The sequence below is a fragment of the Caballeronia telluris genome (assembly GCF_001544495.1).
Lineage (GTDB): Bacteria > Pseudomonadota > Gammaproteobacteria > Burkholderiales > Burkholderiaceae > Caballeronia > Caballeronia telluris.
The window spans coordinates 1-13,241 of sequence record NZ_FCNZ02000031.1 but is presented as its reverse complement, the minus strand read 5'-3'; the positions used below and the strand labels follow the sequence as shown (position 1 = coordinate 13,241).

General features: G+C 64.2%; 12 protein-coding genes. 1 reads left to right on the top strand and 11 read right to left on the bottom strand.

Going from position 1 to position 13,241, the window contains the following annotated elements; translation table 11 throughout:
* Positions 1–46: 46 nt before the first annotated feature.
* The 6 genes from AWB66_RS27435 to AWB66_RS33145 all read right to left on the bottom strand — a co-directional run bounded on the left by AWB66_RS27435 (position 47) and on the right by AWB66_RS33145 (position 7,059).
* On the bottom strand, positions 47–1,918 hold the full coding sequence (locus AWB66_RS27435) for a TRAP transporter large permease (protein ID WP_087633228.1): 1,872 nt from the start codon (positions 1,916–1,918) through the stop codon (positions 47–49).
* A gap of 52 nt (positions 1,919–1,970) precedes the next feature.
* The gene (locus AWB66_RS27430; RefSeq protein ID WP_087633227.1) at positions 1,971–3,041 is read right to left on the bottom strand and encodes a TRAP transporter substrate-binding protein; all 1,071 of its coding nucleotides are present in this window, start codon (positions 3,039–3,041) and stop codon (positions 1,971–1,973) included.
* Between the two features lie 66 nt (positions 3,042–3,107).
* On the bottom strand, positions 3,108–3,890 hold the full coding sequence (locus AWB66_RS27425) for a phytanoyl-CoA dioxygenase family protein (protein ID WP_087633226.1): 783 nt from the start codon (positions 3,888–3,890) through the stop codon (positions 3,108–3,110).
* A gap of 48 nt (positions 3,891–3,938) precedes the next feature.
* On the bottom strand, positions 3,939–5,309 hold the full coding sequence (locus tag AWB66_RS27420; protein ID WP_159462957.1) for a four-carbon acid sugar kinase family protein: 1,371 nt from the start codon (positions 5,307–5,309) through the stop codon (positions 3,939–3,941).
* Positions 5,310–5,315: 6 nt separating this feature from the next.
* Positions 5,316–6,569, bottom strand: a complete 1,254-nt coding sequence (locus tag AWB66_RS27415; RefSeq protein WP_087633224.1) for a ribulose-bisphosphate carboxylase large subunit family protein — start codon at positions 6,567–6,569, stop codon at positions 5,316–5,318.
* Between the two features lie 301 nt (positions 6,570–6,870).
* Positions 6,871–7,059 (bottom strand): hypothetical protein, encoded by a 189-nt coding sequence (locus tag AWB66_RS33145; RefSeq protein WP_125469796.1) that lies wholly within the window; start codon positions 7,057–7,059, stop codon positions 6,871–6,873.
* A gap of 104 nt (positions 7,060–7,163) precedes the next feature.
* Between AWB66_RS33145 and AWB66_RS33810 the strand changes: the two genes are divergently transcribed.
* Positions 7,164–7,340, top strand: a complete 177-nt coding sequence (locus AWB66_RS33810; RefSeq protein WP_159462956.1) for a hypothetical protein — start codon at positions 7,164–7,166, stop codon at positions 7,338–7,340.
* Positions 7,341–7,421: 81 nt separating this feature from the next.
* Here AWB66_RS33810 and AWB66_RS27400 read toward each other — a convergent pair whose 3' ends face one another.
* The 5 genes from AWB66_RS27400 to AWB66_RS27380 all read right to left on the bottom strand — a co-directional run bounded on the left by AWB66_RS27400 (position 7,422) and on the right by AWB66_RS27380 (position 13,009).
* A complete protein-coding gene (locus AWB66_RS27400; RefSeq protein WP_087633221.1) occupies positions 7,422–8,627 on the bottom strand; it encodes an alpha-hydroxy acid oxidase in 1,206 nt (401 codons plus the stop codon).
* 148 nt (positions 8,628–8,775) lie between these two features.
* The gene (locus AWB66_RS27395; protein WP_235021255.1) at positions 8,776–10,098 is read right to left on the bottom strand and encodes an MFS transporter; all 1,323 of its coding nucleotides are present in this window, start codon (positions 10,096–10,098) and stop codon (positions 8,776–8,778) included.
* Between the two features lie 120 nt (positions 10,099–10,218).
* Entirely contained in the window at positions 10,219–10,944 is a 726-nt protein-coding gene (locus AWB66_RS27390) for a ribonuclease activity regulator RraA (RefSeq protein WP_087633220.1), read from the bottom strand.
* A 47-nt stretch (positions 10,945–10,991) separates the two neighbouring features.
* Positions 10,992–12,194 (bottom strand): porin, encoded by a 1,203-nt coding sequence (locus AWB66_RS27385; RefSeq protein ID WP_087633219.1) that lies wholly within the window; start codon positions 12,192–12,194, stop codon positions 10,992–10,994.
* A gap of 113 nt (positions 12,195–12,307) precedes the next feature.
* Entirely contained in the window at positions 12,308–13,009 is a 702-nt protein-coding gene (locus tag AWB66_RS27380) for a FadR/GntR family transcriptional regulator (protein ID WP_087633218.1), read from the bottom strand.
* Between the last annotated feature and the right edge of the window lie 232 nt (positions 13,010–13,241).

The window sequence follows — 13,241 nt, the reverse complement described above, 5'->3', positions numbered from 1 at the left end:
CGTTCCCTACGTTCTGATAAATGCGCACCGAGGCGCAATGCCCCGATTAAAGGAACCCGGTGGACACCCACGGCACCGCGGCGACCACCAGGAGTCCGACGATCAGCGCAGCCAGGTAGCCCCAGATGCGGCGCATCGCCAGCGACGGATCGACCTTGCCGATCGCACATGCCATGTAGTATCCCACTCCAAATGGCGGCGCAAACAAGCCGACGCCCATCGCGAGCACGACCACCATCGCGTACTGCACTTCGTGGATACCCATCATCCGCGCGACCGGAAACAGCAGGGGCCCGAACAGCACAATCGCCGGGATCCCTTCGAGCACGCTGCCGAGCACGATGAACGCGACGATCGAGACCGCCATGAAGGTCGGTGCGCCGCCCGGCAGATGCGACATCACATAGGCGAGGTCCTGCGAGAAGCCGGACTGCGTGAGCGCCCAGGCCATGCTGGTCGCGGTCCCGATGATGAGCAGAATCGAGCCGGAGAGCGCGGCCGTATCGACGAGCATCGGCTTCACGCGGCGCCAGTCGAACTGCCGGTAGATCAGGAGGCCCACGATCACCGCGTAGATCACGCCGATCGTCGAGACTTCCGTTGCCGTCGCGACCCCCTCGACCACTGCTGTTCGGATCACGACTGGCAGGATCAGCGCCGGCAGCGCGATCACGAAGCTGCGGCCAATCAGGCGCAAGCCCGCGCGCGCGCCGCTTTGCTTCGCTTCGTGGCGGCTTCTCATCCACACGACCGCGCACAGCGCGAGACCGAGCGTCACCGCTGGCAGCAATCCGCCGATGAAAAGCGCCGTGATCGAGACCCCCGTCACCGAGCCGATCGTGATGAGCACGATGCCCGGCGGCACCGTCTCCGTCTGAGCCCCAGTCGCGGCGAGCAGCGCCGTGAGGTCGCCAGGGTCGGAGCCGCGCTTCTTCATTTCGGGGAATAGCACCGGGGCGACGGCGGCCATGTCGGCGGCCTTTGATCCCGAGATGCCCGAGAGCAGGTACATCGCGCCGATCAGCACGTACGACAAGCCGCCGCGCACGTGGCCGAGCAGGTTGGCAAGGAAACCTACCATCGCCTTCGCGATGCCCGTCATCTCCATTAACTGGCCGACGAACACGAAGAGCGGCACCGCGAGCAGCATGATGTGCGACATGCCCTCGTCCATCCGGCCGACCACGACCGTGAGCGGCACCGACGTCGTCAACGCGAGATAGCTGAATGTGGCAAGGCCGAACGCGAAGGCGATCGGCACGCCCGTGAGTACCGTCGCCGTGACGACCACGACGAAGAAGACCACGAGGTTGTAGTTGCCGAGGCGCTCGAGCACCGGCATGGCAAGGGCGAGCGTGGCCGCGATCCCCGCGACGAGCAGCACCGCCGCCATCACCGCGCGCCAGTTGGCGACGCGCGCCAGTTGCAACAGCGCCGAGAGCGTCATGAGCGCCGCGCCGACCGGCATGGCAGCCGCGCGCCACAGGGTCGAGATTTCGAGCGCGGGGGTCGTGACATCGGCCTCGTGATACGCATAGCCAAACGCGGGTGCGAGGATCAGCAACAGGAATGCGAGCGATGCGCTGATGGCGAGCACATCAAAGAAGGCACGCTTTGTGGGGCTCAGCCGATCGACGAGCGCCGTCATGCGCATGTGGTTGCCGCGCCAGAACGCGATCACGGACCCGAGCATCGCGAGCCACAGGAACAGCAGCGATGCAAGTTCGTCTGACCAGTCGAGCGGTCGGTGCAGCGCATAGCGCGCGAGGACGCCGCTGAAGAGCAGCACCACTTCCGCGAAGACGAGCAGCGCCGCCGCCACTTCGACGGCCCATATGAGCGCGCCCTCCACCCTTGCCAGCAGGTTGCCAGAGCTCGCGCCTAGCGGCCCCGCCTGCGTCATTTCGGTCTTGATCATCGTCTCACTCCGGTCTCCGGGTTGGTCTGCTGCCGCTCGCCCATGAATTGCTTCACGCCAGCTTGCCCACCGCCTGCTCAAGCAGGGCCCAATTATCTTCGCCGTATTTCTCCTTCATCTCGGTGTAGAAGCTCGTCTTCGCGAGCGCGCTGCGGAACGCGCCGCTGTCGACGGAGGCGAACTGCAGGCCCTTGCTCGACAAATCGGTCTGCAGACTTTTGCTGAGCGCGGCAATATCGGTGCGCTGGTCGCGCACCGAGCGCTCCAGTTCCGTGCCGACGATCTTCTGCAAGTCCGGCGGCAGGCGGTTCCACGCGTCCCGGTTGGCGAGGGTCCAAAAGCCGTCCCAGATGTGGTTCGTCAGGCTGCAGAACTTCTGCACCTCGTAGAACTTGCCCGTGTTGATGAGCGCGAGCGGATTCTCCTGCCCGTCAACGACGCGCGTCTGAAGCGCGCTGTACAGCTCGTTGTAGTTAAGCGGCGTTGGGCCCGCGCCGAGCGCGCTGAAGAGCGACGTGTACGCCGGGTTCGGCGGCACGCGCAGCTTGAGGCCCTTCAGGTCGGCGGGACCGTTCACCTGCCGCGTCGAAGACGTGACCTGCCGGAAGCCGTTGTCCCACAATCCGCCGATCGCGACGATACGTCCCGTGCGCGCGACGTCCTGGCGGATCTTCGCGCCGAGCGCGCCGTCCATCGCGCGCCAGACCTGCTCGTAGTTCGTGAACGCGAAGCCAACACTCGCTATCCCCGACGACTTCACGTAATTGCCGAGGTTGCCGTGGCCGAGCGTCATGAACTCGGCGGCCCCGCTGCGCGTCTGCGAGAGCGTGTCGGCATCGGAGCCGAGCTGGTTCGCTGGGAACAGTTTGATATCGACACGCCCGCTCGTGATTTCGCGGATGCGAGCGAGCGCTTCCGCCGCGCGCTTGTTCAGCGGATGCGCGACATCGAGCGCGGTCGCGAACTTGTAGTTGAACTCGGCGGCGCGCGCGCCTTGCGGCCAGATCGCGGCAAAGCCGGTCGCGGCGGCGAATCCGCTTGCAACGCTCGCCTTGAGCAAGGTGCGGCGCTTCGTGTCTACAGCGTCGCCGGTCTGAACGGCATCGCGTGATCGCTTGTCCATCTTCGTCTCCTGGTGCGCTTTGAAGCGCTCTTTATCGTGGTAGCGGATAGCGGCGTGAAGCAGCGCCTACGTGCGCAGGCTTTCGGCGTATTCGGCAAACGCGGCGGGCGGCGTCGCGTGCACCGGCTCGAAGGTCTGGTGCGCGATGAACTCGGGGCGCGTCGGACGCTGGATCGCATTCGACACGGCGCTATACGTCACATAGACGATGCGGCGCGGCAGCGGCGTCATGTTGCCGGCCGATCCGTGCACCGAGTTGCCATGGAACATCAGCACGCTGCCTGCGCGGCCCGTCGCCACTTCGATGTCGCTGCCGGTCGTGATCATGGCCTCGACATCAGCGAGATCCATCCAGCGGCGGTTGTTCTCTTTCGGCGTGGTCGGGATCATGCCGCGCTTGTGGCTGCCCGGCACGAACATCAGCGCGCCGTTGGTCGTGAAGACGTCGTCGAGGAAGATCGCGATGTTCATCGCGCGCGCCTCGGGCATGCCGTCATCCTCGTGCCAGGTCACGAAATCCTGGTGCCACGGGAAGTTGTCGCCGTCGAACGCGACTTTCGGATTCACCTTGAACTGGTGGATGTAGAGCGTCTCGCCGATCAGCTGCTCGACGGGCGCAACAAGGCGCTCATCGCTTGAGAGCGTGCGGAACACCTCGCTGTACTTGTGGCAGCCGAACGCCGTGCGCGGCGCGCCGCTCTTCTCGCGCCAGATTTCCGGACGATGTTCGCGCGTGATTTCCGCCGCTTCGTGGCGAAGGACCTCGACTTCCTCGGCCGAGAACACATCGGGCAGGACGAGATAACCCGCGTCGTTGTACTGGTCGATCTGGCTTTGCGTCAGTTCCATGCTTTGTCTCCTTGTGCGGGTCTGCGTGACCCGGGTTCAGCGTTGTCTTTAATGCCACGCGCGCCCTTCGCGCGCCTGGACGAAGTGATCATCGGCGCCGTTCTGGCCCGCCTTCAGCAAAACCTGCGCGCCGTCGAGCGCGCCGCCCGCCGCATGGATGCGCATGAACGCGTCCTGCGAGGCCGGGTTGACCGCGTCGACGCTCAGGGCATCGATGCCGAGCCGGCGCATCGTCTGGCTGGACGTATCGCCGCCGGCGACGATGAAGCGCGGCAGCTGGCGGCGCGCGGCCACGCGCCTGAGCACTGCGCCGTACACCCCGCCGATCACCGCCGACGACTCCGCCTGCATGCGGTCGCACACGTCGCGGCCGGCGGCAATGGTCGCATCGTCGGGACCGGCGGCCGTATATACGACGATGCTCTGCTCGCGTTCCAGCGCCTCGCAGATGCCGGTGGCAAGCACGTCCGCGATCGCGTCCTCGCTCTTCGATGCCAGTTCTTCAAGCGAAACGCGGATCGCGCGCCAGCCGTGATCCTGCGCATGCGCGATCTGCGCGGCCGTATGCGGCGTGCAACTTCCCGACAGCGCGACGATGCTGTCCACCGCGCGTTGCGGCGCGGGCACCGGCGCGTTTTGCGCTGCGCCGCGCAGGTGTGCGGCAAGACCTGCCGCAAAGCCGTGTGACGCAAGCGTGAACACCGTCCGGCTCGCCGACGCCTGCCACACCGCGTCGGCGATCTTGCGCAGATCGTCCGCTTCCATTGCGTCGAACACGGTGCCAGAGACATCGCGCGCGTTCAGGCGCTTCACTAGTTCCGCGACGCTCGCCGAGCGTAGTGAGGGAAAGTCGCACAGGCCGATGAGGCGCTTTGTTTGCTGCGCGAGATGCACGCGCAGGTCGGCTTCGCGCATCGGCGTGGCCGGATGCGCGGACATGCTCGGATGCCGGTCGAGCCGGTAAACTTCGCCCCGATACGGCGCAAAGTGATTGCCGAACGCCGTATAGCGGCCGAAGTCCGGATGCGCGGCTACGATTGGCACGTTCTGCGCGCCGAAGCAGCGCTCGGCCAATTCCAGCACGGTGCCAAAGCTCCCTTGCTGCGGTGACGAGTCGAAGGTCGCGCAGATCTTGTATTGCGCGATGCGCGCACCCGCCGCGCTGAACAGCCGAAACGCCGGCTCGATCTCGGCGGCCATCTTATGCGGCGGCAGCGCGCGCGCGATGCCCGCGATGCCGACCACATCGAATTGCGAAAACGCCTCGCTGAAGCGTTGCGCGCCCGGCGTCTCCACAAACATGATGCCTCGCAGGCCGCGACGATGGAACTCCAGCAGGTTGCCCGCGGCACCGGTGAAATCGTCGCCGTAGAAGCAGACGGGCGCCGCGCGCGAGCCGAGCGGTTGAAGGTCGCTCATCATGCGTCAGGCCGCGAATGCGCCGAGCGCACGCGCGAGCGACGGACGCGCATTCGCGTATTCCTCGAGCGAGACGCGCGCGAGCGCCGCTTCCCACGCGAGCCGGATGCTTTCGACGCCCGCGGTGATGCCGTCCGGATGCCCGAGGATGCCGCCTCCGCATGCATAGATGAGATCGGTCGATCCAAGCGCGTCGTAGGTGTCGGCCGCCTGCGTGACCGTCTGGCGCGACGAGAATACCGGCATCACGTTCCAGGCCGGACCGCCGTCGCTGAAGACGGGCGTCACGCACGATTGCGCCGAGCGCACGACCGACTCGTTCGACTCATAGAACTTGTTGTCGATGCCATTGACGTGGATGTGATCCGCGCCCGCGATCCGGAAAAACTTGTGCCATGCGCGGAAATCAACACCGAAACCCGGTGCTCGGCTCATCGTGCCAAAGCCGTTGCGGTGTCCGTGGATCGGGAGTTGCGCATGGCGGCGCAGGTAAGCGAGCGCAGGCAGTCCCACCCAGTTCAGGCTCACCATCACGCAGTTGCCGCCCGCCTCCAGTACCTTGTCGTGGCGGCGAAGCATCTCGTCGATTTCGCCCGTGATGTTAAACGCGTACATCACCTTGCGCCCGGTGCGGTCGCTGTAGCGGCGCAGCACGTCCATCACCGCGTCGACGCGCCTGTCGAACTGGCAATGCGGGGGATCGGCCATGAGTTCGTCGTCCTTGATGAAGTCGATGCCGCCTTCCGCCAGCCGCTCGACGAGATCGGCCGTTTCGGCAGGCGTGAGGCCCACGCTCGGCTTCACTATCGTGCCGATCACCGGCCGGTCGTCCTCCACGCCCGCGAGACGCCGCGTTCCCGCGACGCCGAATTGCGGCCCCTGGTAGGCATCCGCGAGCACCGAGGGCAGCTCCAGATCGACGAGCCGCAAGGCACTCACCGACTTCACGTCGAAGATGTTGCCGGCGGCCGTGGCGAGCATGTTCGGCAGCGACGTGCCGGTGTTCTCCAGCGGCCACGAGAGCGTCACATGGCAGCGCTTCACCGACGAGGCGGCGGGATGCGCGATCGATGCCCCCGGCGACGGATCGATCTCCTCGATGCGCTCGATGCGTGCACCGTGCAGCTCGGCAATCGAGGCACGCTCGCCGGGAATCGCGACGAAGGTGGCGGTGGACGATTCGCCGGCCATTTCGGCTGCGGCGTCCTCAGGACGACGGGAAGTTTCGATCAGGTAAGTGGCGGCAAATCTGTTTGACACAAGCGGTCTCCGGGTTGGCGTAGACGCTATGAAATAATATTTTTTTCACTTAGTCAAACAAAAGTGAATTTTATTTGCTAAAGCTAGGGTATGTTCTGATGCCCTGCCAGTGCGACGCGCCGCCGGGTCATCCAGGTTCGGGCAACCTGCTCTGCTACGCCCCGGTGAAAGAGGTGGCCGCGCAGATTCGGACAGCCGGCTAAGTGGAGCGTGCGGGGCCTGAGCCCGCGGTAATGCGGGCAGAGGAACCGAGCAATGACGAAGAGCACCCGACGCACGCACTCAGCGGCGTTCAAAGCCATCATGTCTTAAGCGGCGCGCTCAACAAGGCGGGATTGCTGAGCGCAAAGCGATGATCGACCGTAGCCACGCGTTGCCGGTTTGGCAGCAAGTCCGGCTTGTCGGTATCGCGAGATCGAGCGCGTATTACCGAGCGCAGGCGCTCAGCGAAACGGGCCAGTTGATGATGCGTCGGATCGACGAACTGCATCTGGAGTTTCCGTTCGCCGGGGCACGGATGCTGGCGCGCTTGCTGCGCCGGGGGGCCACGAGCTCGGCCGCCGCCGCGTGCGCACGCTCATGAGGCGTATGGGCGTGGAGGCGCTGGAAGAAGCGTTCACCCGTTACGGGCTGCCCGGCATCGTGAACGCCGATCAAGGCAGCCAGTTCACGGCGGGCGCGTTCACCGAGGCCGTGCTGGGCCGGGGGATTGGTCTGTCCAGCGAGGCCACTTCTTTTGTTTCAATTGCGAGGACGCAGGAAAATTGCTAAAGCCGTCGGATTCGACAAGCTGGCGCGTCAGCTTGTCGAAGCGTCCGGTGTCGTTAAATCACTGGCGCGGCTTCTCGCACGTCACGCTCCATAGATATCGCCGGCCTCGAACCTTTTCACCCGCAGGAAGTGCGGTCCAAGCTCGTCCAAGCGGGTCACGCCCAGCAGCCCCATGTCCGCACGAAGCTCCGCGTTGATGAGCCCGATCGCATGCTCGACACCTTCTTGCCCGCCTATGCACGCGGCATAGTTCATCGGACGCCCGATGAACGCGCATTTGGCGCCCAGCGCAACCGCTTTCAACACATCGGTGCCGCGACGAAAACCGCTGTCGATCATCACCGTCATGTCGGGGCACGCCTTCACGACATGCGCGAGCATTCGCAGCGGCGAAACGGAGCCATCGAGCTGACGCCCGCCATGATTCGAGACGATGACGCCGTCAGCGCCGATCTCCCGTGCCATGACTGCATCGCCGGGATGCAGGATGCCTTTAAGCACAAGCGGTCCCTGCCATCGCGCACGAATCGCACGGATCGCGTCCCAGTCCAGGTGCTCGCGCCCGCTGAAGTCGCGGTTCGCGCGGTGCGATAGCAACGGCTCGCCGCGCTCTGCCGATGCATTTTCGAAGTGGGGCATGCCGTGGCGAAGTATCGTCCGCAGAAAGGTGAAGAGCGACCACGTCGGGTGCATGATGCCGTCGCGAAGCAGTGGCAGGTTCGGCCGCAGAGGCGTCCTGAAGCCCGTGCGCATATTGTTTTCGCGATTCGGCACAACCGACGAATCCACCGTGACGACGAGCGTGGAAACATTGGCGGCGCTGACCCGATCCACCAGCGCGTGCATCTCGCCAAATGTCTTTGGCATATACATCTGGAACCACGTGCCCGGGGCCGCTTCGATCACTTCTTCAAGGCGAATCAGCGACGCCGCGCTGAGGATCATCGGCACGCCGTACGCTTGCGCCGCCTTGGCCTGCGCAAGATCGCCGCGGTAGCCCGTTAAGGAGCTAATGCCCATAGGGGCGATGCCAACGGGCGACTCATAGCGCACCCCGAAGAGTTCTATCGCCTGGCTCCGCTGCGAAACATTGCGCAGCACGCGGGGGATGAAGCCGAGTTCGTCGAAGGCCGCACGATTGTCGGCGAGCGATGCATTGTCTTCCGTCGCCCCGTGGACATAGCCGAAGAGCGGACGCGGCAGGCGACGCTTGGCGGCGGGCTCGAAATCCGCGAGAGAAAGGAAGCCGCGCATACGGCTTGAGACGTTGGTTTGCCGCTTAGTCATGACGATGCAACTGAAGTTCGAAGATACAAAAAATAGACCCGACGTCAGGCCTTGCCATGGTACGACGTTGATCGGCCGCCGCGCTCGCGTACATTCACAGCCGATGCGGCGCGCCGCGCGGGCGCGCCTAGGGATCGCGCATGCCGCATCAGCGAGCAGCGGAGACCGACTCCTGATGGCCGCGCCCGCCGAGTCCGAGCCTGAGCCACACCGCGAACGCGCCAATGCCGAGCAGTAGCAAGCTTACGGCAGGCACCAGCATCGGCGCCGACGTGCTGTGCATCACCTTGCCTACGAAGGGCATGATGTTCTGCGCGAGGAACCCGCCGACGCTCGAGCCAGCGGCGATGACCGCGAGCGCCACCGCACCACCCGCACCCTTCATGAACGATACCGGCAAGAGCCGCGGCGGCAGCGCCCAGAAGCACGGAATCATCAGATACAGGCAAGGCGCGCCGAGCGAGAGCGCCGCGAAGCGCACGGTGTTCGAGAACGGTCCTACGCTCGCGACGAAGCACACAATGCCGAACAACGACGCGCAGAACGCCGCGATCAGTACCGCGCGCGGCGTCTGGAGACGGCGCGGCAGCCACAGCAGCATAAGCGAAGTTAAAAGCCAGGGAATCATGTTGAGCATGCCGTTGACGCTGCTCGATACCCCGAAACCGCGCACCAGCGTCGGCAGCCAGTATGCGATGCCATAGATGGCGATCGAGATCGTGCCATAGCCGACGGAAAAGAGCGCGACGGTCATCAGCGATCCGAGTGACCACCCTTTTTGTGTCGCGCGCACCGGCGCAGGATCGCGACGCAGGCTGTCCTCGATCACGAGCTTCTCGGCAGCCGTGAGGAACCGCGCTGTCTGCGGATTGTCGGGCAGGTAATACAGCGAAACGAACGTGAGCAGCACCGCGGGCGTGCCCGTCGTCAGAAATACCCACTGCCAGCCTTCCAGGCCCAGCAAGCCGTGCAGTTCCAGCGAGAAGCCGCCGATCAGCGACCCGAGCATGTTCCCCATGCTGCTACCCAGCGTGAGCAGTCCGATGATGCCGGTACGCTGACGCTCCGGAAACCACATGCCGAGATAGAGGATGATGCCAGGATACAGCCCTGCTTCCGCCGCACCGAGCAGGAAGCGCAAGACCTGGAAAATCGTCTCGGATGGCGTCCATGCGAGCAGCAGCGTCGCGAGGCCCCAAGTCAGCATGATGCGGGAGATCCATCGCCTCGCGCCAAAGCGATGCATCGCCAAATTGCTCGGCACCTCGCATAGCAGGTAGCCGATAAAGAACAGCGACGACGCAAACCCGTAGGACGCTTCGCTCATATGCAGGCTATTCAGCATCTGCAACTTGGCGAAGCCGATGTTCGCGCGGTCGATATACGCGGTGAGAAAGATCGCGATCAGCAGCGGCACCAGCCGCCACGCGACGCGCGTGAAAAGTTCAGCATCGTTAGTTCGGTTCGTCACTATCGTCTCCATGCCCGGCGGCGTTCGCCGCTCGCCGTGGCGCATTTGATCACTGCGGTGGCGCGGCGTGTCGGACCCACACGCGCGGCATCGCTCAATGTTCGTTCGTCAAGGCGCGCGTTACTGCCCGCTGCTTGCCTTCCAGCTTTCGAACTCCGCGCGAGTCGCCTCATCCGGCGGATAGAGCCCGAACGTGGACCGGCCTTCGCGCACGCGAGCATCGACCCAGTCTTCGAAGATCGTCATCGCGGCGGCTTCCTCGGCGATCTCGTTGGCGATATGCGCCGGTATCACGACGACGCCCTCCGCATCGCCGACGATGACGTCCCCCGGATACACGGCGACATCGCCGCACGCGATCGGCACATTCAAATCGGCGGCATGATGGTGGATCAGGTTGGTCGGCGCGGAAGGACGCGCCGCATAGCACGGAAAGTTCAGCGTGCGCAGATCCGGCGTATCGCGGAAGCCACCGTCCGTCACGACGCCGGCAGCGCCGCGCATCATCATTCGGCTGATGAGGATGCCGCCCGCAGATGCCGCGCGCGGGTCCTTGCGGGAATCGATGACCATCACCTGGCCGGGCGGGATCTCTTCGACGCCGCGCCGTTGAGGGTGCGTTTTGTCAGCAAAGACGGACAGCGTGTCGAGGTCTTCGCGCGCCGGAATGTAGCGCAGCGTGTATGCCTCGCCGACCATCCGGGACGCCGCCGGATTGACCGGCGTGACGCCCTGGATACAGACGTTGCTGAAGCCGCGCTTGAAGAGGGCTGTGGTCAGCGTTGCAATGCTGACGCCACGAAGGCGTGAGCGGTTTTCGGGTGTGAGAGCACTTGTCTGTGTCACAAAGCGATCCTGTTCGGAGTGGATGAGTGAAGCGGCGGCACGCAGCTTCAGAACTTGTGGCGGATCGCGATCCGCACGGCCGCCTGCTGATCGGATGAGGAGGCCGTAAGGCCGTTGAGCGCGGCGCGCGCGGCGTGCCCCGTCGAGTCAGTGCCGGACGCATGCTGCAACACGCCGATCACATAGAAGTCTGTGCGCTTGGATACGGCATAGTCCGCGCCAATCGACCCCTGGTGGTACTTCGCATCATTGGCGTTGTTCCCGACCGTGTAGTTGTAGGCGACGCCGAGCGACAGCGCGGGCGTGAACTGATACTGAAAATCGGCTTCGACGCTGTTGAACGTCGCCATGCCGCCGAAGCCAGCGGGATTGAGCGGCGACACCGCGCCGCTCAAATGCCGGAACTGCGTGTTCGAGTAGATCGCGCCGAGCGTTGCGCGGCCGATTGCATACGTCGCACCGGCGCCGAAAATGCGTTGACTTTGCGCCGACGCGTACCCGTTGATGACCGGCGAGCTGCCGAAGTTGTTGCTTGCGGCCGTCGCGCCAACTGCCGTGCCGAAGAACGACACGTTCGGATTGCGTGCGACGAGATATCCCGCGCCCACGCTAAGCGGCCCGCCCGAGTAGCCGAAACCCACCGACCAGATCTGGTTCGTACCGACGCTGCCCGGCGTGCCGCCGAAGCTGTACAGGCCTTCCGCGGAGAAGCCGCCGTAGTTCGCGGTGCGATACTTCACCGAGTTATTGATGCGGTTGGCGTTATTGAGGTTATCGAGGTCGCCCGGGTGCGCGCCGATGCTTCCTGAGAACAATGCGCTTGGCATCAGCGGATGCACGTAATCCACGACCGGGTCGTACTGGCGCCCTGCCGTCACTGCGCCGTATCGCGTGGAAAGCCCGACATACGCCTGACGGCCGAATTCGAGCGAGCCTTGGCCCATCTTCCCGTTGGTCACGTCGAAGCCGTTCTCCAGCACGAAGACCGCCTTTATCCCGCCTCCGAGGTCTTCGACACCTCGCAGGCCCCATCGGCTGCCGCTCAGGATGCCGCTCGACAAGCTATAGAGGTTGTGACCATGGCCGGCGCTCGTCTGGACGTTGCTCGTGTAGTTCACGCCTTCGTCGATGATGCCGTACAGAGTCACGCTGCTTTGTGCCTGCACAGGGGCGGTGACGGCGAACGTGAACGAAGCCGCGCATGTGAGGCGCGTGATTCGCAGTGAAGAGGCTGAGGCTTGTTTTTTCATCGGGTGTCCCCTCTATGTGGTTGTTGAGTTTGTTGTACGCTTATCAGGTTGTCTGACTAACTTGATAAAGCCGGGACGGCTGGCGAAAGGCATTTACCCCGCGCCCTGCCGTTTTAGTTGTTCGACGGAAGTTCTATGCCTTGACGTTTCGCCGCCGCACGTAGATGCCGTTCAGCGGACGCCGCAGCGGCGCGATGGTCACCGCGCTCGATCGCGTCGAAGAGTTCGCCGTGCTCGCGCTGCGCGTAGTCGCCTGCGCTCAATGCAGTCTTTTCCCACTGAGCGCGCCGCGCGAAGGCGAGTTGGCCGCGTAGAAAATCATGAAAAGCGACGAAGTATTCGTTCTTCGTCGCCGACGCGATCGCTCGATGAAAAGCGACATCCGCCGCAGAAGCGGCGTCAAAGTCGTTGCGCGTCTGCTCCATTTCGTGAATCGCGGCCGTCATGCGCGCGAGGTCGGCGGGCGTGCGACGCCGTGCGGCAGCCGCCGCTGCTTCGGTCTCCATCCACAAGCGCAATTCGAAGAGCTGCGCTAAGTCGAGTTTGCGCCCACCCTGGCTTGGCAAGCGAAAGACCGTGCCCGACGGAGTCTGGGATATGAACGACCCCGCGCCGCGCCGCGCTACCAGCACGCCATCCGATTTCAACTGCGCAATGGCTTCGCGAACGACAGAACGGCTGACGTTCAGCCGTTCCGAGAGCTGTTGCTCGGTCGGCAACCGCGATTCGGCCGGCAAATGTCCCCCGTCGATCTCGGCGCGTATGGCGCCGACCACGCGTTGGACGAGTGAATCAGGGCGTTCGAGTTCAAGCATCGTGCAGTGATCTGGTCAGGTTGTCGGACAATACCATGAGGGCGCGTTGTCGTCAAAGGTGGTTTGCACGCCCCGGTTGAATCGCTCTGTCGGTGGCAGTGGATTCGTGGCTCAATGGCTGGAACGGAAGTCAGAGACGCTTCTTTCTCGATGCGCAGGTTAAGCAGTCTTGGACCTACCCTTTGATCCCATCAAGGCGGCACGTACCGATATCGGCTCATGCATTCGCAGC